This is a genomic window from Caulobacter sp. 05T431, from assembly GCF_056665975.1.
The window spans coordinates 45,506-65,465 of sequence record NZ_JBFTKU010000021.1; the positions used below are offsets into that span (position 1 = coordinate 45,506).

The following is a 19,960-nucleotide window of genomic DNA, read 5'->3' on the forward strand; positions in this document are numbered from 1 at the left end:
AAAACTTGATCAGGCGTCCCTCAGCCCCGCCGTCTCGGCCAGGAACCAGTCCCGAAGCTTCAGGATCCGCGCCAGCTTGGGGCTGTCGGCGCGCCAGACGAAGTGGTTGCCGGTGTCGACGGCCACCTCGCCGGGGAAGGGGCGGACCAGGCGGCCCTCGCGCAGGTCGCGGTCGGCCAGGCCGCTGCGGGCCAGGGCCACGCCCACGCCGTGGGCGGCGGTGTCCAGCATCAGGGCGGTGTCCTCGAAGCCCAGGCCCTGCCGGCGCGGAGCCTCGTCCACGCCCATGGCCGTCAGCCACATCGACCACGGCAGGCCCACGTGGCGCAGCAACGGCGCGTCCAGCAGGTCGCGCGGCTCCTTGATCGGATGTCGGACCAGGAAGTCGGGACTGCAGACCGGGAACAGCCGCTCGATCATCAGGGTGGCCGACTCCACGCCCGGCCAGTTCCCCAGGCCGAAGCGCAAGGCGATGTCGACGCCGTCGGTGGTCAGGTCGGCGACGCGGTCCTCGGCGCGGACGATCAGGTCGGGCTCGTCCAGTTCACGCGACAGGCGCTCCAGGCGGGTGACCAGCCAGCCCCGGGCGAAGGCGGCGCTGCTGCTGATCACCAGCGGGCCGTTGGCCGCCAGCCGCGCCTCGTCGACGCCCGCTCGCAAGGCGGCCAGGGCGTCGGTGACGTGGCCGGCCAGGCGCTGGCCGGTGGCGGTGGGGACCATGGCGTTGCCCTGGCGGACGAACAGCTTGGTCCCCAGTTCCTCTTCCAGCTTGCGGATCTGCTGGCTGACCGCGCCGTGGGTGACGAACAGCTCGCGGGCCGCGCKGCTGTAGCTGCGATGGCGGGCGGCGGCCTCCAGGGCGGTCAGGGTCAGGAACGGCGGCAGGCGCATAGCGGCTCGAACTTGTTAGTCAGGCTGACAAGTTCGCTTAGATACCATCGTTCGTAAAGCCCGCTGCGGAGGGGCATCTTACCTGTGACAGGCCGCTGAGGCCGAAACCCATGCTCACAGGTGCTCCCATGAAGCTGCTTCTGATCTCCGGCGTCGCCGTCCTGACCTTCCTGTTCGCCTCGATCGACAAGCTGTCGGCCCCCCTGCCCAACGCCGAAGTCCCCTGGGMGGCCAGCGTGCCGATCCACAGCCCGCGCTAGCCCTCCAGGAACGCAACCAGCCGCGCCACCGTCTCCACCCCCGGCGTGACGATGGCCGGCACGTGGCCGCCGTCGCTCGACAGGAACGGCAGGCCCTGCGCGGCGGCGAAGGCCTGCATCGGGGCGTGATAGGGGTCTTCCCGCCCGTCCCACAGCAGCACGGGGAAACCTCCGCCCAACACCGCCTCGGGCGCGCCGTCCAGCTGGGAGAGGGCCTCGAAGCACGCGCGCATGGCCGGCTCGATCTCCGGGGTGACCCAGCCCACCAGGGCCGGGGCCGTGGCGCGGGCGAAGGCCATGAAGATGTCGAAGGTCAGCGGGCCCTGCGGCCCTTTCGGCACGCCGTTGACCAGGTCCCAGCCGCCGACGATCAGGCGCGAGACCTTCTCGGGGTGATGCTTGGCTAGGCCCACGGCCATCCAGGCGCCCATCGAATAGCCGAACACCGCAGCACTGGACTCTCCCAGGTCGTCGATCACCGCCGCGAGGTCGCCTGCCCGCTGCTCCTGGTCGTAGAGCCGGGCTTCGGCCGGCTTGTCGCTGAGCCCGTGGCCCAGCGAGTCGACGCAGGCCACGCGGTGGCGGCCCTTCAGGGCGTCGACGATCCCGTTGGCCCGCCAGCTCTCGCCGTCCATGAACAGCCCGTGCTGCAGCACCACCAACGGCCCCTCGCCCTCGACGGTGTAGTGGATGCGCTGGCCGCGATGGGTGACGTAGGGCATGCGGGGTCCTTGGCAGGGGAGGGGACAGACACGGGGGACACACACTCACCCCACGGCTCATGGTCAAGGGGCGAGGCGGTGGGGTGAGTGTGTGTCCCCACCTTCATCCACCGCGCCCAAAGAAAAAGGCCCGGGATCGCGCCCGGGCCTTTCCTGTCTTCGTCTCGCGACGAAAGTCTTACTTACCGGCCGCCGTCAGGGCGTCCATCAGTTCCGGCACGGCGGTCTTGTAGTCGGCGACCAGGCCGTAGTCGGCGATCTGGAAGATCGGGGCGTCGGCGTCCTTGTTGATCGCGACGATCACCTTGGAGTCCTTCATCCCGGCCAGGTGCTGGATGGCGCCCGAGATGCCGATGGCGATGTACAGCGACGGGGCGACCACCTTGCCGGTCTGGCCGACCTGGTAGTCGTTCGGCGCGTAGCCGGCGTCCACGGCCGCGCGCGAGGCGCCGACGGCCGCGCCCAGCTTGTCGGCCAGGGGCTCGATCACCTTCTGGAACTCCTCGGCCGAGCCCATGGCGCGGCCGCCCGAGACGACGATCTTGGCCGCGGCCAGTTCCGGACGGTCGGACTTGACCATCTCTTCGCTGACGAAGCGGGTCTTGCCGGCGTCGGCGCCGCCCACGGTTTCCACCGAGGCCGAGCCGCCTTCGCCCGCCGCCGCGAAGGCGGTGGGGCGCACGGTGATCACCTTCTTGGCGTCGCTGGTCTGGATGGTCTCCAGGGCGTTGCCGGCGTAGATCGGGCGGGTGAAGGTGTCGGCCGAGACGACCTCGACGATGTCGCTGATCGGGGCCACGTCCAGCTTGGCCGCGACGCGCGGGGCGAAGTTCTTGCCGCCCGAGGTGGCCGGAACCAGGATCGCGTCGTAGTTGCCCGCGACGGCCAGCACCGCGTCGGCTTCCGCCTCGGCGATGCCGTGGCCCAGGGCCTCGCTCTCCGAGACCAGCACCTTGCGGACGCCGGCGATCTTGGCGGCTTCGGCGGCGACGCCGCTGACGCCCTTGCCCAGCACCAGCACGTCCACGTCGCCCGACAGCTTCAGGGCGGCGGTGACGGTCTTGTGGGTGCCATCGCGCAGGTGCGCGTTGTMGTTATCGGCGACGACGAGAACGGCCATTACAGCACCCCCGCGGTTTTGAGCTTGGAGACGAGATCGGCGGCGGTCTCGACCTTGACGCCGGCCGAGCGCTTGGCCGGTTCGGCGACCTTCACGACCTTGAGGCGCGGGGCGATGTCGACGCCGTAGTCGGCGACCGTCTTGCTGACGATCTCCTTCTTCTTGGCCTTCATGATGTTGGGCAGAGACGCGTAGCGCGGCTCGTTGAGGCGCAGGTCGGCGGTGACCACGGCCGGCAGGTCGACGTCCAGGGTCTGGAGGCCGCCGTCGACTTCGCGGGTGACCTTGGCGGTCGAGCCCGACACTTCCACGGCCGAGGCGTAGGTGGCCTGCGGCCAGCCCAGCAGGGCCGACAGCATCTGGCCCACGGCGTTGTTGTCGCCGTCGATGGCCTGCTTGCCCATCAGCACCAGGTTGGGCTGCTCCTCGGCGACCACGGCCGCCAGCAGCTTGGCCACGGCCAGGGGCTCGGGATCGGCGTCGGTCGTGATCAGCACGCCGCGGTCGCCGCCCATGGCCAGGGCCGTGCGGATGGTTTCCTGCGCCTGGGCCGGGCCGATCGAGACGATCACCACCTCGGTGGCGACGCCCTTTTCCTTCAGACGCACGGCTTCCTCGACCGCGATCTCGCAGAAGGGGTTCATCGACATCTTGACGTTCGCCAGGTCGACGCCGGTCTGATCGGGCTTCACCCGGACCTTCACATTGTAATMGATAACCCGTTTGACCGGGACCAGAACCTTCATCGGTCTACGCCGCCTCCTGGCTAGTTTTTCCTGCCTGCGCGAACGCACTTACCGCGTTGCGGCAGGTTTGCAAGTTTCCCCTGACGTAAGCGTAACGCATAAACAGCCGCTACGTTCAAACAGTTGTACGATACTTCGCCGCCCGCGTCCGCTGCGCTGCACACTTAAGGACGGGATCGTTCAAGGCGACAACCATCGGAACGCCCTGGCGATGAAGGCCTGGCCGTCGTTMTCGACGGGCGGGGCGTGGGCCATCACCACCTTCCGGGTGGGCSAGGCCAGGATCTTGTCGAGCGCCATGCGGGCGGCGCGGCGATCGACGAAGGCGGCGCGGAATTTTCGCGGCACCTCGGGCTCGGGCGCCGTCATCAGGTCCAGCCGGGCGACCACGGCCCGCCAGCCGGTGAACCAGGTCGGGCCGAAATGCTGGATCAGGTCGGTGAAGATCGTCGTGCCGCTGCGACGGTGGAAGAACACGACCTCGGTGGTGATCCTGTTGCCCCGCACCAGGACCTGGTCGATCTCGCCGGCCCAGCCGGGCGCCGGCGCGTCCTCGAGGTCGCTGTCGAAGGCGAGGTCCTGGCGCTTCTGGCGCAGGCCCAGCGTGGCGTGGAGCCTGGCGGCGGGATAGGCGCGCTGCCAGTCGGTCACGAACAGGTGGTGCATCGAGTTGGGGGCGATCAGGTGGCGCACCTCGCCCAGGGCGTCGACCGCCGCCTTCAGCTCGTCCGAAAGCCGGATGGGCGACCAGACGAACAGCCCGCCGTCAGGCAGGCGGATGACGGCGGTCCGGGTCGGGAAGCGGAAGCCCGCCACCACGGCGATGGAGCCGTCCGCCAGCCAGATTTCCTCACCGAACGGCTGCAGCATGGAAGGCCCTCGCGCTGGCGGTCAGCTAAGCGCATCCGGCGGCGCCTTTCCAGCGCCGCCCGCCGCGACGCAGAAGCCTCTGGCCAGCCGCGCGGCGGCCCAGTATGAGGCGGCTCCATGAAGAGCAACATCTCCCGCCTGCAGAAGATCTTCTTCGCCGTGTTCATCGGCGCCACGCTGAGCGTCTTCTGCTTCCACTACTTCTACGTCTGGCCGCGCGACCGCTGCGTCGCGCGCGGGCCGGACTACGCCTGGGCGGGCAAGTGGATGAAGTGCGCCAAGCTCTATTCGATCGAGACCATCACGCAGCGCCCGCTGAACGTGCCGCCGATCAACACCGACCCCAACAAGATGGAAGGCCCCCGGGCCGAGCATTCGGCCAAGAAGTAGGGTTAGGCGGGCAGGGGCTCAGAGGCGACGGACTTCGTAGGCCCAGATGCCCCCAATCCCTTTGAGGTCTTCGCAGGGGCGTGTCTCGATTGCCCCCGTCTCGCCGAGGGCTCGAAGGCGCGAGACCAGCACGTACTCGCTGACCTGAAAAATCCAGTCGTCGAAGACGTCGCCCAGCGCGCCGCCGATCACGCGGACGGCTCGGGTCCATTCGGGTTCGACGTGGGACAGCAATTGCTGGTCGAAGGCCTCCAGCGGCGCCGACACAAGTTCGCCCGCCCGGATCATCCGCAACGGCGCGTTCTCGTCCCGTAGGCGGCGCCAGGTCTGGCGAAGGCGGTGACGGTCGGACGGCTCCAGCGGGCGGGCGAGGTCCAGCAGGCCAAATTCCCGGATTTTGTCGCCATTGAGCAGCGGCAGCACGGCCGGGTCGCGGCCGGCGCGGACTGCCGACAGGTCGATCAGCTCGCAGGGCGCATCGCCCAGCCGCCAGAGCCATTCCAGGAAGCCGGCCCGTTCCTGGGCCACGCGCGTCGAGGTCCAGCCGATCAGGCGGCGGTCCGGGTCCAGCGCCTGGCGCCAGAAGTCGTCATCGGACCCGAAAGGCTCGGGATTCAGATCCAGCGTTTCGCGCAGCCAGGCTTCGCGCTGGGCCGGATCGACCGGGGCGATGGGGCCGTAGGCGAAGTTGTCGGCGCAGAACACGACTTCGTCCGGGCGTCCGGCCTGGATCAGGGCCTCTTGCAGTTCCGGAGCCCCCGACTGGGTGAAGACGACGTGGAGCGCCGGCCTCACCGCGTCGCCCCGGGCTTCCACAGCACGTCGGCGGCCCCGTCGTCGTTGGCTCGCCGCGCCGCGACGAACAGCAGGTCCGACAGACGGTTGAGATAGCGAAGGGCCGGCTCGCCGACGATCTCGCCCTGGACGCCCATCAGTTCCACCAGCTTGCGCTCGGCCCTGCGGCAGACGGTGCGGGCCACGTGCAGGGCCGCGGCGGCGGGGCTGCCGGCCGGCAGGACGAACGAGGTCAGGGGCGAGAGCCGGGCGTTCATCGCGTCGATCTCCCGTTCCAGCCGCTCGACCTGGCTGTCGACCACGCGCAGGGGCTCCCATTCGGGCTTTTCGTTCTGCTCGGGCGTGGCCAGGTCGGCGCCCAGGTCGAACAGGTCGTTCTGGATGCGCTCGAGCAGGGCGTCCAGCTCGGCGTCGCCCTTCGTATGCTGGCGCGCGACGCCGATGAAGGCGTTGGTCTCGTCGACCCCGCCATAGGCCTCGACCCGCAGGGAGGCCTTGCTGACCGGCTGGCCGGTGGACAGCCGCGTCAGGCCCTTGTCGCCGGTGCGGGTGTAGATGCGGTTCAGCGTCACCATCGGCGGACCTCCAATCCAGCGGCCTAATCTATCTGAAGGCGAACGATCCGGGCCGCGTCGCGCAACCGAACGGGCGCTGGCCCATTGAGAGAACGACGGTCAGTGGTTGCGCCACCAGAAGGCGGCGACCAGCACCAGCACCGCCACGAACTGCAGCGCCACGCGCAGGCGCATCAGCTTGTTGGAATAGGAACGCCCGAAATCCCCGCCCCGGAACAGGGCGTAGATGCCGACGCAAAGGGTGATCAGGACCGCGCCCAGGGCGATCGGGATCAGGAAGTCGAACAGGTGGCTCATGACGGCGGAAAGTAGGCCCTCGCTTCAGGCTTGGCCAGAGCGCTGGAGGGATCGCCCGAGAGGTCTATCGCAAGCTTGGCCGCGCGAGTCGGTCGCCCCTGCATCCTTGGGTTCCATACCGGCATTCGCCGACTCTGTTCGTTGAGTGCATTTGTCGCAGTGACCCCGCGAGAACGGTACCATACATGACAGAAACGCTGCTGTTCGATGATTTTGGTTCGGTTTTTTGGTTGCGCGCCCTTGCAGCAGGGGATAAACGCGCCACCTTCAAATTCTAGTGCGCGTTCGTTGAACATGATCAACTCCTCACCGCAGGTCATGTCAGCGCCCATCCTCAGCGGGGAGGCAGGAGAAAACCGAATGGCCCAGAGCGCTTGCGCCGCTGTCGCCGACTTCTCCGCGTCCGAGCGCGAAGACGCCATGGCGGAAGTCCGCCAACTGATCATCGACCTGCGTGACGCCGCGCAGGACGGACGCGCCCTGGCGCGTCGCTACGCCGACGTCCTCACCGCCGTCGTCGACGAATATTGCAATGAATTCGAGAAGCGCGCCGAAGCCGCGCTTGCTCGCCTGGAGACTGCCYAATGAGCTTTGTTTCGCTGAACATCGAGTCCCCGACCGAAACCCCGGTCAAGCTGACCCGCCGGGCCCTGGCCAAGCAGCGCACGCGCGAACGCGTCCTGTCGGCCGCCCGCCGTCTCTTCACCGAGCGTGGCTACGAAGGCGCGACCATCCGCGACATCGCCCAGGCCGCCGGCATGTCGACGGGCGCGGTGTTCGCCAGCTTCTCGGACAAGAGCGAGCTGTTCGACGAGATCCTGACCGCCGACTACGAAGTCATCTACGCCCAGATGAAGCAGGCCAGCCTGGCCGCCGCCACCGTGGAAGAAGGCGTGATCGGCATGTTCGCCGTGGCCTATGGCTTCCATGTCGAGCAGCTGCCGCTGCTGCAGGCCAGCATCGCCGTGTCGTGGACCCGCTCGGAAACCGCCGAGCGCCGCAACCGCTCGCACCTCAAGCACATCTTCAACCTGCTGAATGGCGTGCTGACCCGCGGCGTCGAGCGTGGTGAACTTAAGGGTGAAGCCGACGTTAAGCTGCTCGCCGAGATCATCTGGGACGTGTATGTGGCCAACTATCGCCGGGCGATTTTCGACGCCTGGTCGGTCGAAGCACTGCTGTCGCGACTTTCGGATCAACTGAAGGTCATCCTGGCGGGCGCGCGCGCGTAAGATCACGACCTGGGGCGGACGCTCTTTGTCGGAGCGTCCGCCGCCGGGACAATAGTACGACGCAGGCTATCCGGGGGGACATGCGTGGGCGTAAGAGACGAGCAGAAACAGGCGACGCGCGAGAAGGTTCTCGAGGCCGCTCGCGACCTGTTCAACGAGACGGGCTACGAAGAGACCACCATCCGGGCGATCGCCGAACGGGCGGGGGTTTCTGTCGGCAGCGTGTTCACCACGGCCCACATCGCGGCCTCCTACAGCCCGAGCCAAGATCCCGGCGTCACGCCGTACGGCCGTAACGAGCCCCTGACCGAGATGCTGCGCGACGTCCTGCTGGGCGGCGTCGAGCGCGGCGACGTCCGCCCCGACCTCGACCCGCAGCTGGCCATCGACGTGCTCAAGGCCGCCTACGCCTGGAACTACCGCCTCGCCGCCTGCCGCCAGGCGACGGCCGCCGAGCTGTCGGCGATGATGGACAAGCAGATCCTGTTCATCGCCGAGGGGTGGCGGGTTAGCTAGTCACCCTCTCCCTTGGGAGAGGGAGGGGCCCACGCGAAGCGTGGGAGGGTGAGGGGTTAAAACCTCAGCCGGAGCGCCGCGCCAATGGCCTCCGCGACTGCGCCGGGGTCGGACAGCACGGCCTCGTTGTCGAACCGCAGGACATGAAAACCGCAGCGCTCCAGCACCTCGGTCCGAGCCTGATCCTGCAGGAAGCGATCCTCGTGTGAAGCGCCGTCGAGCTCGATGATCAGCTTGGCGTCCCGGCAAACAAAGTCGGCGAAGTAGCGGTCGATCGGAACCTGGCGACGAAACTTGTAACCATCGAGGCGGCGTCCGCGCAGGATCGTCCAAAGCTTTTCTTCGGCCAAGGTTTGGCTCTGACGCAGGCGACGGGCGTTGACGATCCGGTCCATGGCGAGAGCTTGGCCTTGGCCATGCCAATGGCAAGCGAAGTAACGGGCGTTTCGCTTTTCGCGGCTTCACCCCTCACCCTCCCAACGCTGCGCGTTGGGCCCCTCCCTCTCCCCTTCGGGAGAGGGGGTCAAATCCTCACCAGCTTCAAATCCTGATAGTCGTACGAGAAGTCCGCCAGCGGCGAGACGGCCCGCATCGTGGCGCCCGTCACCGCCCCGGCCTTCACCGAGAACACCACGAAGGCGTCCTCCTGCGAGCGGTCGTCGAACCGGGTCTTGAAGGTGTCGCCGTCGAAGGTCTGCAGGGCGCCGCGCAGGGCGGGGGTTTTGTCGAAGGCGATCTTCAGGCCGGCCTTCTTGCCCTTCCCGACGAGCGAAACCGTCACCGTGCCGTACCAGGGGTCGCGATAGGTCCCGGCATAGGCGGCCAGCGGCAGGGTGGGGGCCACGCCGCCGCCCTTGGGGGTCACCGCCTCGGCGGCGTCCTTGATGGTCTTGGCGTCGTTCTCGGCCTGGACCTTCCGGCTCGACGCGATCCAGTCGAAGTCGCTGCGCCCCTGCAGCCGGTCGGGACCGCCGTAGCGCAGGCTGCGGAAGACCGGCGCCTCCTCGGCGTTGGTCATGACCATGATCCCCGACTTCCGGCCCGGCAGCAGGCCCGTATACGAGATGAAGCCGGCCAGGCCCCCGGTGTGCCAGACGATCTTCTCGCCGCGATGGTCGTTGACGAACCAGCCCAGGGCGTAGGCCTGCAAGGACGCGCGCACCGGATTGTCGGCCGTCGGGCCGTCGGACCAGGCGGTGATGGTCTGGGGCTTCCACATCTCGCGGCCCGAAGCCTCGGTCCACAGCTTGACCCCGCCCGGCGCCGTGCCCAGGCCCAGCTGGACCTGCATCCACTTGCCGATGTCGCGCGGGCTGGCGTTCAGGCCGCCCGCCGCGCCGGCCGAGTCGAAGCTGCCGTCGAACGGCAGCACGGTCTGCGGCCCCAGGCCCCGCACCGGCGGACCCATGCGGGCGTGAGGCTCGGCGCGCGAGCGGTTCCCGATCAGCGAGGGCAGGGGCACGCTGTCGGTCATCTTCAGCGGGTCCAGGATCCGCTTCTGGATGAACGCCTCCCACGGGGCGCCGGTGACGGCGGCGATCACCTCGCCGGCGGCCACGTACAGCACGTTGTCATAGGCGTAGCCGCCCCGGAACTGGCCGCCGATCGGCAGGTACTTCAGCCCCGCCACGATGTCGGCGCGCGTGTGGGTGGGGTTGGGCCAGATCATCAGGTCGCCGGCCCCCAGGGTCAGGCCCGAGCGGTGGCAGAGGAGGTCGCGCACGGTCATCAGCTTGGTGACGACCGGGTCGCTCATCTCGAAGGCGGGCAGGTACTTGGTGACCGGATCGTCCCATTTGACCTTGTCCTCCTCGACCAGCATGGCCAGGGCCGCCGCCGTGAAGGCCTTGGTGTTGGACGCCACGCCGAACAGGGTGGAGTCGGTGACCCTGTCGGGCGCGCCCAGGCGCTTGACGCCATAGCCCTTGGCCAGGGTGATCTCGCCGTCCTCGACCACGCAGATCCCCAGGCCCGGCTCGTCGGGGAAGGCGGCCATCACCTCCTGGGCGAACTGGTCGACCGCGGCGCCGGCCTTGCCCTGTTGCCGCGCGAAGGCCGGCTTCGCCAGGGCGGCGGCCCCGACGGTGGCGAAGGCCGACAGCAGGGCGGCGCGGCGGGTGGTGGCGATCATGGTGGCGTCCCGGAAAAGTCAGGCCCGCACTGAAGCCTAGCGGTGGAGTCGGGGCAAGGCGCAGCACGGCGCCTGGGCGGTCGCGCCAAGCGGTGCTATGGCGGCGACCATCGAGGGGGAGTTTCATGATCCATATCCGCAAGACCGTCGTGGCCGGTCTGGGCTTCATCGGCCTGCTGGCGGGCGCGTCCCAGGCTTGGGCGCAAACCGCGCCGCCGGTTCAGCCCCAGGCCGAGGCGTCGGTCCAGATCGACGCCCAGGCCAAGGCCAAGACCGAGGCCGAGGCGCTGCAGGCCCAGAACAGCGCGGCGGTCGCCGTCGCCCTGGGGACGCAGCCGATCCCGGCCGGCCAGCTGGCCCTGGGCGGCCGCTTCGTCAAGGCGCTGGGCTTCCGCGCCACCCTGGACGAAACCCTGAAACAGGCGCTGGCGCCGGTGCGCGACATGACCGCCCAGGGACTGGTGAACGCGCCGCCCGGACAGAAGGCCCAGTTCCTGGCGGCCGTCKACGACGCCCTGGTGGGCGTGCGCGGCGAGATGATGGACAGGATCATCACGGGCCTGGACCGCTACTACGCCGCCCGACTGACGGCCKAACAGCTGACCGGCGCCCTGTCGTTCTACGAGTCCCCCCTGGGCCAGAAGATGATGCGCACGCCCGAGGCCCTGACCGAGGCCGAAAAGCATGAGGCGGGCATGAACATGATGCGCAATCCGGCGATCCTCGACTCGCTAGGGGCCACCATCGGCAGCGCCGAGCTCAGCCAGTCGCTGAGCGCCCGCGAGGTGTCCGGCATGGCCGATCGGTTCAAGGTCCGGCTGTGCGCCGCGCTCAAGCCCCGGGGGATCACCTCCACGGCCTGTCCCAAGGCCTGAGGCCGCAACGCAGCGAGCCCGCCTGCCGGGGGACAGACGGGCTCGCCTTACGCTTACTGTATTGGGGCCTGACGCTAAGCGGCCCGTCCCGGAAGGGCGTTACGCCCGGTAGACGTAGGCGCTGGAGACGTAGCCGACGCCCACGCCGTCCTGGCCGACCAGGATCCACTTGCCGTCGCCGGTGCGGCCCAGGGCCTGGAAGGTCTCACCGGCCCGGACCGAGCCGACGGCCTGGCCGCGGGTCGAGGCGGCGGCGCGCAGGTTCAGGGTCGAGCGGGCGACGTACTTGCCCTTGATCTTGGTCATCGGGGCGGCGTCGACGCTGTTGGACACGCGGATGCCGTCGCTGACATAGACCCCGCCGGCGTTCTCGGCCGCGCGGTTCTTCTGCATCTGGCAACCGGCGTACGAGCCCGCGCCCGCGCCGACCACGGCGCCGATGGCGGTGCCGGTCTTCTTGTTGTCCTTGGACAGCTTGTTGCCGGCGACCGCGCCCAGCAGGCCGCCGATCACGGCGCCGGCCTCCTGCTTGCCGCCCGAGGCGTTGCAGCCGACGACGCCGCCCAGCTTCTGCGACATGGCGCTGGCGCTGACGGGGGCCGCGACCAGGGTCAGGGCGGTGGCGGTCATGGCCAGGCCGGTGATGGCGGTCTTGAAGGTGATGGTCTTGGTCATGGTCTTAAGTCCTTCGTCCCTTGGAAATGGTCCGGAGCCGTCGGCCCCGTGAGACGCACCATGCCAAGGCGAAGCTGAACCGCGCCGACAGCTTGGCCGACAGAATTCGTTCATGTGCCGATTTTTCGCCGGAAGGCCCTCGGGCCGCCCCGGCGGCGGCGCCCGTCGGGCTCTATTGACGGTCGAGCCTGGCGGTGAATACTACCAATGAGGGCGGCGGCGACGGATGAGCGCAAAAGTCGTCCAGACGGGAGGAACGGCTATGCGCAAGATCGGTCTGATCGCGGCGTCCGGACTGCTGGCCCTGACGGCGGCCTGCAACCAGGCGTCCAACACGGCGGGCGAAGGCGCGACCCCGCCCAAGGCAGCGGGCGCGGTGACACCGGTGCCGCTGCCGGTCGGTCCGAACTTCCCTGTGCCCACCGCCACCATCAACGCCTGGATCGACGCCGGCGACACCGCATCGATCCGGGGCCACGCCTGGAGCCTGTGGCAGGCCATGGCCGCGCCGTCGGGCCAGAAGTTCAACGACCAGGAGCTGCCGATCTGGGAAACCTGGGCCGGGCCCAACGACGTGTTCCCCTCCAATGTGGCCGCCGTCCAGGCGGGCACGAACGGCGTCACCCTGGAGGCCCGCCTGGCCAAGCCCCGGGTGATCCGCAACTTCGCCGCCCCGCTGCAGTTCCATCATACCAAGGGCGTCAAGCTGGGGGCGCTGGGCACGTTCGGCAATTCCGACGTCACCGCCGACAACAAGTTCAACCCGCAGGCCGCCGCCTTCATCGACGCGCCGCAATCGGGACCGGGCGGTCAGACCTACGCCTACAACACCCAGTCGGGCCTGACGAAGCTCAACGCCTCGTGGCCGACAGGGACCACGCCGCAGAACCGGGGGATCAACGAGTTCCCGGTCCAGGCCATCGAGCTGAAGCCGGTGTTCGGCGCCGTCGCCGCCAAGGGCCTGACGGTGCAGCCGCTATGGCAGGGCCCCGGCGGCGCGACCAACCCGACCAATCCGACGATCCGCACCTGGACGACCTGCGTGCTGGTCTCGCCGGACGGGACCGGCCCGGTGCGGCCCGCCACCCCGGCCGAGATCGCGAGCGTCAGCACCGCCGGCACGGCCTGCAAGACGTTCCTGTGGGCCCCGCTCAGCACGATGTACGCGGTGCGGCTGACGGCCTCGGAAGCCAAGAACTTCGCCTCCGCCACCGGCAAGACCGTGGCCGAGGGCGACTACGCCGTGCTGCTGGCCATGCACGTCAACACCAAGGAGATCCCGTTCTGGACCTGGCAGACCTTCTGGTGGCAGCCGGGCGGCGACACGCCCAACGGCTTCCCCGGCAGCAAGCAGGGCCAGCCGACCTCGCTGGGCGGCCCCTGGACCAACTACGCCGCCTGCACGGCCTACAACCAGACCACCACGCCCAGCAGCCAGACCATGCAGGTCTGCTTCAACCCGTATCTGGAGACCGATCCCAGCATCCCCGCCGGGATCACCTCCAACTGCATGAGCTGTCACGGCGTGGCGGTGGTGGGCAACGGCCAGCCCTATCCGGCCAACTACAACAAGCCGATCGCCTTCTTCACCGACCCGACCTACTTCAGCACCACGGTGACCCACACCGACTTCTCGTGGGCCGTGGCGACGTCGCCGTAGGGCCTGAAACCCTCTCCCATGGGGAGAGGGAGGGACCCGCGCCGAAGGCGTGGGAGGGTGAGGGGGTAAGGCGTCCGACGGCGTGCMGGCACGGCGCTGGTGTGAAATCGGTGAGGACGTAACCCCTCACCCTCCCACCTCTGCGCGGCGGGCCCCGCCCTCTCCCCATGGGAGAGGGGTTATTCCCCCAGCTTGTACGGCCCGCTCTTCTCCAGCGCCGTCTTCCACGCCGGCCGCGCGTGCATGCGCCCGATCCAGGCCTCCAGGTTCGGATAGTCGGCCAGCTTGCCGTGGGCCTTGGCGACCTCGGCGACGAAGCTCATCTGGATGTCGGCGCCGGTCAGGCCGTCGCCGACGAAGAAGTCGCGGCCCTCCAGCGCGCCGTCCACATAGGACAGGTGGTTGGCCATCTCGCTCTCGATGCGCGGGTGCAGTGGCGCGCCGGCCGCGCCCAGCCGGCCGACATACATCCGCAGCAGCATCGGCAGCATGGCCGAGCCCTCGGCGTAGTGCAGCCATTGCTGGTAGGCGTCGTAGTCCGCGCCGGCCGGGTCGGGCGCCAGCCGGCCGCCGGCGTGGCGGCGGATGACATAGTCGGTGATCGCCCCGCTCTCGATGATCGTCGCCGCCCCGTCGGTCAGCACCGGCGACTTGCCCAGCGGATGCACGGCCAGCAGGGCCGGCGGCGCCAGGCGGGTCTGGGGATCGCGCTCGTAGAAGCGGATCTCGTAGGGCAGGGCCAGTTCCTCCAGCAGCCACAGGATGCGCTGCGAGCGCGACTCGTTGAGGTGGTGGACGATCAGCATGCTCTTCTCCCCTGGGCCTGGTTGAACGCCTCGGGGAACTTTCGGTCCCGTCAGGTCGATTTATGTTGCAGTGCGGCATTGCTCGCAGCTGCGAAAGGCTCCACAGTGAAAGAAAACAACTGTTTGCCGCACGGGAGCAAGCCATGACGACGTCTGTGGCCCAGGAAACCGATCGATCTCTCATCCTGCCGGGCCTGACCGTGCTTCTGCGTGAAGCCGCCGGCGCGGCCCAGCTGTTCGTGGCCGAGGCCAAGCCCGAGGTGAAGGCCGCCATCGCCGGCGAGAACGGCAAGATCGACCGCGCCCTGGCCGACGAGCACCAGCACCGGGTGCACGGCTACGGCTGGTACGCCGCCTATGCCGAGCTGATGAACCAGGTCGCCGGCTGGGCCGAGCGGCTGGAGGCCGAGGGCCGGTTTGGCGAGATCGAGGCCCTGCTGGCCCAGCTGCTGTTTTCCGAATACGCCGCCCAGCTGATCGGCGGCATCCCGATGAACCAGGGCGAGATCGTCCGCCCCGCCCACCTGGTCAACGACCGCGCGGTGATGAACCGCCTGTTCTCGAACGGCATCATGAAGCTGATGGTCGAGGGCGGCACGCAAGCGGTGAAGACCCGCGTCGCCCRCCGCCTGGCCGAGGCGCGCGGCCGCCCCACGCTCGAGCACACGGGGCTCGACGAGACCTTCGAGATGATCCGCGACCAGTTCCACGCCTTCGCCGAGGAGAAGGTCACCCCCTTCGCCCACGACTGGCACCTGAAGGACCAGCTGATCCCGATCGAGCTGGTCGAGGAGCTGGGGGCGCTGGGCGTGTTCGGCCTGACCATCCCCGAGGAATACGGCGGCAGCGGCATGGGCAAGACCGCCATGTGCGTGGTGTCGGAAGAGCTGTCGCGGGCCTGGATCGGCGTCGGGTCCCTCGCCACCCGCTCGGAGATCGCCGGCGAGCTGATCCTGACCGGCGGCACCGAGGACCAGAAGCAGTACTGGCTGCCGAAGATCGCCGAGGCCTCGATCCTGCCGACGGCCGTCTTCACCGAACCCAACACCGGCTCGGACCTGGGCAGCTTGCGCACCCGCGCCGAGCTGAAGGGCGACCAGTATGTCGTCACCGGCAACAAGACCTGGATCACCCACGCCGCCCGCGCCGACGTCATGACCCTGCTGGTCCGCACCGACCCGGCCACCACCGACTATCGGGGCCTGTCGATGCTGCTGGCCCCCAAGCCGCGCGGCGTCGAGGGGAACGACTTCCCGGCCGACGGCATGAGCGGCGGCGAGATCGGGGTGATCGGCTATCGCGGCATGAAGGAGTTCGAGTTGGGCTTCGACGGCTTCGAAGTGCCGGCCGAGAACCTGCTGGGCGGCGTGCCCGGCCAGGGCTTCAAGCAGCTGATGGCCACCTTCGAGAGCGCCCGCATCCAGACCGCCGCCCGCGCCGTGGGCGTGGCCCAGGCGGCCCTGGAGACCGGCCTCGGCTACGCCCTGGACCGCAAGCAGTTCGGCCAGGCGATCTTCGAGTTCCCCCGCGTCCACAACAAGCTGGCCATGATGGCGGCCGAGATCATGGGCGTGCGTCAGCTGACCTATTTCGCCGCACGCCAGAAGGACGAGGGCAAGCGCTGCGACCTGGAGGCCGGCATGGCCAAGCTGGTCGCCGCCCGCGTCGCCTGGGCCGCCGCCGACAACGCCCTGCAGATCCACGGCGGCAACGGCTTCGCCATGGAATACGCCGCCAGCCGCCTGCTGGCCGACGCCCGCATCCTCAACATCTTCGAGGGCGCCGGCGAGATCCAGGCCCAGGTCATCGCCCGGCGCCTGCTGGAGGAGGGGAACTAGGGGTCTCGCCCAGGCCGGTTGTCCGGAGGTTGCGGCGCCGCGGCGGCCGCGCCCCCCCCAAAAAAAGATACGACCAGACCCAGTAGTTCGCCCGATTGGTCCAAGGCCGCTCCGCGATCAGTTTTCCGCCCGCAGCCATCCAGCGCGGAGCGTGAAAATGCCTAATGGTAAGCCCAACATCCTGGTCATCTGGGGTGACGATATCGGCATGTGGAACGTGGGGGCCTACACCCACGGCATGATGGGGCGAACCCCCAACATCGACAGCATCGCCAAGGACGGCTGCCTGTTCACCGACCACTACGGCCAGCCCAGCTGCACCGCCGGGCGCGCGGCCTTCATCACCGGCCAGATGCCGGTGCGCACGGGCATGACCACCATCGGCATTCCGGGTTCGACCCGAGGGATCCAGAAAGAGGATCCGACCCTGGCCGAGGTGCTCAAGTCGCAGGGCTACGCCACCGCCCAGTTCGGCAAGAACCACCTGGGCGACCGCAACGAGTTCCTGCCGACGGTCCACGGCTTCGACGAGTGGTTCGGCAACCTCTACCACCTCAACGCCGAGGAGGAGCCCGAGGAGCTGGACTATCCGGGCCAGAAGAACCCCGACTACACCAAGAAATTCGGCCCGCGCGGCGTGCTGCACGCCTGGGCCACCGACGTGGACGATCCCACCGACGACGGCATCTTCGGCCTGCGCGGCAAGCAGAAGATCGAAAACACCGGCATGCTGACCCGCAAGCGGATGGAAACGTTCGACGGCGAGGTGCTGGAGCACGCCCTGACCTGGCTGGACAAGGCGGGCAAGGGCGACCAGCCGTTCTTCTGCTGGTTCAACACCACGGCCATCCACATCTTCTCGCACCCCCAGAAGCAATACCTGCAACAGGCGGTCGACGAGGGTCGGGCCGAGGAAGACGTGGTCCGCGCCAAGATGCTCGAGCACGACGAGCACGTCGGCAAGCTGCTGGCCAAGCTCAAGGAGCTGGGCGTCGACGACGACACCATCGTCATCTACTCCACCGACAACGGCAACGAACTGATGCTGTGGCCCGACGGCGGCTACGCGCCGTTCCGCGGCGAAAAGGGCACCACCTGGGAAGGCGGCGTCCGCGTGCCCTGCCTGATCAAGTGGCCGGGCAAGATTCCCGCCGGGACCTCATCCAACGGCCTGCAGAACCACGAGGACCTCTACCTGACGCTGGCCGAGGCCGGCGGCGCGACGGGCGTGAAGGAAAAGCTGCTGGACGGCTATCAAATGAACGGCGTCACCTACAAGTGCCACCTGGACGGCTTCAACCAGATCGACATGTGGACGGGCAAGACCGACCAGTCGGCCCGCAAGGCGCACTACTATTACGACGAGACCGACCTGATGGCGGTGCGCGTCAACAATTGGAAGATGCACATCGGGGTCAAGAAGAACGGCAGCTGGTTCACCGAGAAGAGCTATCCCAGCATCCCCTACATCTTCAATCTGCGCATGGATCCGATGGAGAAGATGGATCCCGAGAGCGAGGAGTGGGGCTATATCGGCCGCAAGTTCTTCGCCTCGAAGCTGTGGGCCCCCAACGCCGGCGCGCCGTTCATCGGCGAGCACCTGGAAAGCCTGAAGAAGTACCCGCCACGGCAGGCCGCCGACACCCTGTCAATGCACAAGGCGCTGGAAACGGCCATGGCCAAGCTGGCCAATCCCAACGCCGGCTAGAGCGCGGCCGGGCGGACCGGGGTCATCCCTGGTCCGCCAGGCCCCAGTTCCGGAGCGTCCGGGCGCTGTTGTCCCAGAAGGGGCGGGCGCAGTCGGCGTGCCACAGCTCGCCCGACAGGCCCAGCTTGCCGTACGGGTCCTGGGCGAAGTGCATCTTGGTGGCCGGCGAGCCTTGCAGGATTGTGCGCTGGCAGCCCGGGCAAAAGGCGTCTTGGGGCTCCCGCCCCGGTTCGGCGTCATAGGCCATGATCGAAACCCCGAAGGCGACTCCCCGACGGAGCCGTCCGTGGACCGACGATGACACGGCTTGACGGCGGGCTGTAGCGCCGGGCGCCCAAGGTGACGTTCTGTCGCGGAGCGTCGATCGATGCCGCGCCGCACAAACGAAAAGGCCCGCGAACCGGAGGGTTCGCGGGCCTTTCAGGTCAGCCGGCGGAACCGGCTGTCGGGGGGGGGCTCAGGCGGCGGCGCGTTGCGCGCGGATGGCCGAGACGGTCAGGACGATCAGGCTGAACATTTTTCTTCTTCCGGAACAGACGGGACATCAAATCGTCCCCATGCGCCCAATATAAATGACAACGTTGTCATTGTCAAGGATTTTTGCTGCGGTGCAGCGTCGCAGTCGGCGGGTTGGACGAGGACTTGGCGTTCGCCGCCGGTTCCCCATCTTGGAGGCATGATGGCCGCMCTCCGCCTTTCCACCTTCGCCCTGATCGCCGCCGTCGCCTGCGCGGGCGTCGCTCAGGCCGAGGCCCCGCCGCCGAAGCTGTCCCTGGCCCCGGCCAAGCCCCTGGACCTCAAGGCGCCCGGCCTGCCGGTGCTGTATTCCCGCGCCCCGACACCGCTGCCGCCGGGCGTGGCGCGGACCTCGGTCGAGGGCAAGGCCGGCGACGCCCTGCTGGGCGCGGGCCTGCTGTGCGGCCTCCAGCCCAACGCCGACGAGAGCGGCGCCGGCCGGGCGCGCGGCTACGACCCCGACGGCAAGTTCGTCGGGGCGAAGCTGGGGTTCAGGTTCTAGGAGCGGAATCCCTCTCTCAWAGAGAGAGGGAGGGGCCCGCCGCGAAGCGGTGGGAGGGTGAGTGGTTACAATCTCTCAGGACCAGACTCCGAAGGAGACGGCGCGCCTTTGCGCCGCGTCGATGCTCGAGATCCGAACCGCCTTTCCAAGAGCGCTCATCGGCCCTGGATTTGCTGGCAAAGGGTGAAACCACTCACCCTCCCACCGCTTCGCGGCGGGCCCCTCCCTCTCTCAAAGAGAGAGGGATTCACGCTACAGCCTCACACCGCCCAGCCAGGTCTGCCACACCACCACGAAGCCGCCGTGCAGGATGACCGCCGGCCATAGCGACCCCGTGCGCCAGCGCATCCACGCGCAGCCCAGGCCCAGGATCGCGGTGCAGGCCAGGAAGTCCAGGCGCAGGAACATGGCCGCCTGGGGCAGGAAGGTCAGGGCCTCCAGCGGGTGCCAGGCGACGTACAGGACGGTTGAGAGCGTGATCGCCATCCAGGGGCGGCCGCCCTCGTCGCGCCCCGGAACCAGCAGGCCGCGGAACGGGATCTCCTCGCCCAGGGCCGGGACGAACAGCACGGCCAGCAGCCGCAGCGGCAGGCCGGGGACGGTCGGGGTCGGGGCGTAGAGCCCGGTCGAGAAACCGATCGCCGCCATCAGCCCGCCGACGATCGCCGCGACCAGGCCGCACAGCGCCCAGCCCCGCGCGTCGGGCAGGGTGGTCAGGGACCGGCGCAGGCGTTGCGGCGAAATCGCGGGCATGCCGCCACCCTAGCCCATGCGCCGCCGTCCCCAAGCTTGAGTTTGGTCGCCGAGGCGCCCTAACCTGGGGGCGAGTGGCTTT

At 68.6% G+C, this 19,960-nt stretch carries 24 protein-coding genes; 10 read left to right on the plus strand and 14 right to left on the minus strand.

The features are described from left to right. Positions 1-9: 9 nt before the first annotated feature. The gene (locus AC1U89_RS18345; RefSeq protein WP_479901090.1) at positions 10-891 is read right to left on the minus strand and encodes a LysR substrate-binding domain-containing protein; all 882 of its coding nucleotides are present in this window, start codon (positions 889-891) and stop codon (positions 10-12) included. Positions 892-1,019: 128 nt separating this feature from the next. Between AC1U89_RS18345 and AC1U89_RS18350 the strand changes: the two genes are divergently transcribed. Then, positions 1,020-1,151 carry a hypothetical protein gene (locus AC1U89_RS18350; RefSeq protein ID WP_479901091.1) on the plus strand — a complete coding sequence of 44 codons (132 nt, stop codon included), beginning with the start codon at positions 1,020-1,022 and terminating at the stop codon, positions 1,149-1,151. Here the strand turns inward: AC1U89_RS18350 and AC1U89_RS18355 are convergent. From AC1U89_RS18355 to AC1U89_RS18370, 4 genes are all read right to left on the minus strand, one after another. Beyond that, positions 1,148-1,873, minus strand: a complete 726-nt coding sequence (locus AC1U89_RS18355; protein WP_479901092.1) for an alpha/beta fold hydrolase — start codon at positions 1,871-1,873, stop codon at positions 1,148-1,150. The genes AC1U89_RS18350 and AC1U89_RS18355 overlap by 4 nt on opposite strands. Before the next feature lie 178 nt (positions 1,874-2,051). Beyond that, positions 2,052-2,993 (minus strand): electron transfer flavoprotein subunit alpha/FixB family protein, encoded by a 942-nt coding sequence (locus tag AC1U89_RS18360; protein WP_479901093.1) that lies wholly within the window; start codon positions 2,991-2,993, stop codon positions 2,052-2,054. Then, entirely contained in the window at positions 2,993-3,739 is a 747-nt protein-coding gene (locus AC1U89_RS18365) for an electron transfer flavoprotein subunit beta/FixA family protein (protein ID WP_479901094.1), read from the minus strand. Before AC1U89_RS18365 ends, AC1U89_RS18360 begins: the two co-directional genes overlap by 1 nt. Positions 3,740-3,919: 180 nt before the next feature. Next, entirely contained in the window at positions 3,920-4,609 is a 690-nt protein-coding gene (locus AC1U89_RS18370; RefSeq protein WP_479901095.1) for a DUF4336 domain-containing protein, read from the minus strand. A 117-nt stretch (positions 4,610-4,726) separates the two neighbouring features. On the opposite strand from AC1U89_RS18370, the gene AC1U89_RS18375 reads away from it, so the two are divergent. Beyond that, on the plus strand, positions 4,727-4,999 hold the full coding sequence (locus AC1U89_RS18375) for a hypothetical protein (RefSeq protein WP_479901096.1): 273 nt from the start codon (positions 4,727-4,729) through the stop codon (positions 4,997-4,999). A gap of 18 nt (positions 5,000-5,017) precedes the next feature. Here AC1U89_RS18375 and AC1U89_RS18380 read toward each other — a convergent pair whose 3' ends face one another. The 3 genes from AC1U89_RS18380 to AC1U89_RS18390 form a co-directional block, all read right to left on the minus strand. Then, positions 5,018-5,815 carry a DUF3658 domain-containing protein gene (locus AC1U89_RS18380; protein ID WP_479901097.1) on the minus strand — a complete coding sequence of 266 codons (798 nt, stop codon included), beginning with the start codon at positions 5,813-5,815 and terminating at the stop codon, positions 5,018-5,020. Continuing rightward, positions 5,791-6,369: a cob(I)yrinic acid a,c-diamide adenosyltransferase gene (locus tag AC1U89_RS18385; protein WP_479901098.1), complete on the minus strand. Its 579-nt coding sequence runs from the start codon at positions 6,367-6,369 to the stop codon at positions 5,791-5,793. The genes AC1U89_RS18380 and AC1U89_RS18385 overlap by 25 nt, the downstream gene beginning before the upstream one ends. Before the next feature lie 99 nt (positions 6,370-6,468). Beyond that, entirely contained in the window at positions 6,469-6,666 is a 198-nt protein-coding gene (locus tag AC1U89_RS18390) for a twin transmembrane helix small protein (protein WP_479901099.1), read from the minus strand. A 360-nt stretch (positions 6,667-7,026) separates the two neighbouring features. Here AC1U89_RS18390 and AC1U89_RS18395 point away from each other — a divergent pair, with 360 nt between their 5' ends. The 3 genes from AC1U89_RS18395 to AC1U89_RS18405 all read left to right on the plus strand — a co-directional run bounded on the left by AC1U89_RS18395 (position 7,027) and on the right by AC1U89_RS18405 (position 8,414). After that, positions 7,027-7,254 (plus strand): CC0731 family SpdR-regulated protein, encoded by a 228-nt coding sequence (locus AC1U89_RS18395; RefSeq protein ID WP_479901100.1) that lies wholly within the window; start codon positions 7,027-7,029, stop codon positions 7,252-7,254. Beyond that, positions 7,251-7,898, plus strand: coding sequence for a TetR/AcrR family transcriptional regulator (locus tag AC1U89_RS18400; RefSeq protein WP_337686148.1), 648 nt, complete (start codon positions 7,251-7,253; stop codon positions 7,896-7,898). The genes AC1U89_RS18395 and AC1U89_RS18400 overlap by 4 nt, the downstream gene beginning before the upstream one ends. A gap of 84 nt (positions 7,899-7,982) precedes the next feature. After that, positions 7,983-8,414: a TetR/AcrR family transcriptional regulator gene (locus AC1U89_RS18405; protein ID WP_479901101.1), complete on the plus strand. Its 432-nt coding sequence runs from the start codon at positions 7,983-7,985 to the stop codon at positions 8,412-8,414. A gap of 56 nt (positions 8,415-8,470) precedes the next feature. Here the strand turns inward: AC1U89_RS18405 and AC1U89_RS18410 are convergent, their stop codons facing one another. Together AC1U89_RS18410 and AC1U89_RS18415 are read right to left on the minus strand one after the other, a co-directional pair. Continuing rightward, positions 8,471-8,809 carry an endonuclease domain-containing protein gene (locus AC1U89_RS18410; protein ID WP_479901102.1) on the minus strand — a complete coding sequence of 113 codons (339 nt, stop codon included), beginning with the start codon at positions 8,807-8,809 and terminating at the stop codon, positions 8,471-8,473. A gap of 128 nt (positions 8,810-8,937) precedes the next feature. Continuing rightward, positions 8,938-10,545, minus strand: coding sequence for a serine hydrolase (locus tag AC1U89_RS18415; protein ID WP_479901103.1), 1,608 nt, complete (start codon positions 10,543-10,545; stop codon positions 8,938-8,940). 125 nt (positions 10,546-10,670) lie between these two features. Between AC1U89_RS18415 and AC1U89_RS18420 the strand changes: the two genes are divergently transcribed. Then, on the plus strand, positions 10,671-11,420 hold the full coding sequence (locus AC1U89_RS18420) for a DUF2059 domain-containing protein (protein WP_479901104.1): 750 nt from the start codon (positions 10,671-10,673) through the stop codon (positions 11,418-11,420). A gap of 99 nt (positions 11,421-11,519) precedes the next feature. Here the strand turns inward: AC1U89_RS18420 and AC1U89_RS18425 are convergent, their stop codons facing one another. Next, entirely contained in the window at positions 11,520-12,095 is a 576-nt protein-coding gene (locus tag AC1U89_RS18425) for an SH3 domain-containing protein (RefSeq protein ID WP_479901105.1), read from the minus strand. Between the two features lie 262 nt (positions 12,096-12,357). On the opposite strand from AC1U89_RS18425, the gene AC1U89_RS18430 reads away from it, so the two are divergent. Further along, a complete protein-coding gene (locus AC1U89_RS18430; RefSeq protein WP_479901106.1) occupies positions 12,358-13,755 on the plus strand; it encodes a hypothetical protein in 1,398 nt (465 codons plus the stop codon). 179 nt (positions 13,756-13,934) lie between these two features. Here the strand turns inward: AC1U89_RS18430 and AC1U89_RS18435 are convergent, their stop codons facing one another. Next, positions 13,935-14,561 carry a glutathione S-transferase family protein gene (locus tag AC1U89_RS18435; RefSeq protein WP_479901107.1) on the minus strand — a complete coding sequence of 209 codons (627 nt, stop codon included), beginning with the start codon at positions 14,559-14,561 and terminating at the stop codon, positions 13,935-13,937. Between the two features lie 143 nt (positions 14,562-14,704). Here AC1U89_RS18435 and AC1U89_RS18440 point away from each other — a divergent pair, with 143 nt between their 5' ends. Together AC1U89_RS18440 and AC1U89_RS18445 are read left to right on the plus strand one after the other, a co-directional pair. Continuing rightward, positions 14,705-16,399, plus strand: coding sequence for an acyl-CoA dehydrogenase family protein (locus tag AC1U89_RS18440; protein ID WP_479901108.1), 1,695 nt, complete (start codon positions 14,705-14,707; stop codon positions 16,397-16,399). 157 nt (positions 16,400-16,556) lie between these two features. Then, the gene (locus tag AC1U89_RS18445; protein WP_479901109.1) at positions 16,557-18,107 is read left to right on the plus strand and encodes an arylsulfatase; all 1,551 of its coding nucleotides are present in this window, start codon (positions 16,557-16,559) and stop codon (positions 18,105-18,107) included. Positions 18,108-18,129: 22 nt separating this feature from the next. Here AC1U89_RS18445 and AC1U89_RS18450 read toward each other — a convergent pair whose 3' ends face one another. Next, positions 18,130-18,354, minus strand: a complete 225-nt coding sequence (locus AC1U89_RS18450) for a hypothetical protein (protein ID WP_479901110.1) — start codon at positions 18,352-18,354, stop codon at positions 18,130-18,132. Positions 18,355-18,783: 429 nt separating this feature from the next. Between AC1U89_RS18450 and AC1U89_RS18455 the strand changes: the two genes are divergently transcribed. Beyond that, positions 18,784-19,125 (plus strand): hypothetical protein, encoded by a 342-nt coding sequence (locus AC1U89_RS18455; protein WP_479901111.1) that lies wholly within the window; start codon positions 18,784-18,786, stop codon positions 19,123-19,125. Positions 19,126-19,377: 252 nt separating this feature from the next. On the opposite strand, the gene AC1U89_RS18460 is transcribed toward AC1U89_RS18455, so the two are convergent. Next, positions 19,378-19,878 (minus strand): CPBP family glutamic-type intramembrane protease, encoded by a 501-nt coding sequence (locus tag AC1U89_RS18460; protein ID WP_479901112.1) that lies wholly within the window; start codon positions 19,876-19,878, stop codon positions 19,378-19,380. Between the last annotated feature and the right edge of the window lie 82 nt (positions 19,879-19,960).

Coding starts and splice junctions, on each gene's coding strand:
- AC1U89_RS18355 (WP_479901092.1), bottom strand. CDS start 1,873: ATGCCCTACGTCACCCATCGCGGCCAGCGCATCCACTACACCGTCGAG.
- AC1U89_RS18375 (WP_479901096.1), top strand. CDS start 4,727: ATGAAGAGCAACATCTCCCGCCTGCAGAAGATCTTCTTCGCCGTGTTC.
- AC1U89_RS18385 (WP_479901098.1), bottom strand. CDS start 6,369: ATGGTGACGCTGAACCGCATCTACACCCGCACCGGCGACAAGGGCCTG.
- AC1U89_RS18390 (WP_479901099.1), bottom strand. CDS start 6,666: ATGAGCCACCTGTTCGACTTCCTGATCCCGATCGCCCTGGGCGCGGTC.
- AC1U89_RS18400 (WP_337686148.1), top strand. CDS start 7,251: ATGAGCTTTGTTTCGCTGAACATCGAGTCCCCGACCGAAACCCCGGTC.
- AC1U89_RS18410 (WP_479901102.1), bottom strand. CDS start 8,809: ATGGACCGGATCGTCAACGCCCGTCGCCTGCGTCAGAGCCAAACCTTG.
- AC1U89_RS18415 (WP_479901103.1), bottom strand. CDS start 10,545: ATGATCGCCACCACCCGCCGCGCCGCCCTGCTGTCGGCCTTCGCCACC.
- AC1U89_RS18425 (WP_479901105.1), bottom strand. CDS start 12,095: ATGACCAAGACCATCACCTTCAAGACCGCCATCACCGGCCTGGCCATG.
- AC1U89_RS18430 (WP_479901106.1), top strand. CDS start 12,358: ATGCGCAAGATCGGTCTGATCGCGGCGTCCGGACTGCTGGCCCTGACG.
- AC1U89_RS18435 (WP_479901107.1), bottom strand. CDS start 14,561: ATGCTGATCGTCCACCACCTCAACGAGTCGCGCTCGCAGCGCATCCTG.
- AC1U89_RS18445 (WP_479901109.1), top strand. CDS start 16,557: ATGCCTAATGGTAAGCCCAACATCCTGGTCATCTGGGGTGACGATATC.
- AC1U89_RS18450 (WP_479901110.1), bottom strand. CDS start 18,354: ATGGCCTATGACGCCGAACCGGGGCGGGAGCCCCAAGACGCCTTTTGC.
- AC1U89_RS18460 (WP_479901112.1), bottom strand. CDS start 19,878: ATGCCCGCGATTTCGCCGCAACGCCTGCGCCGGTCCCTGACCACCCTG.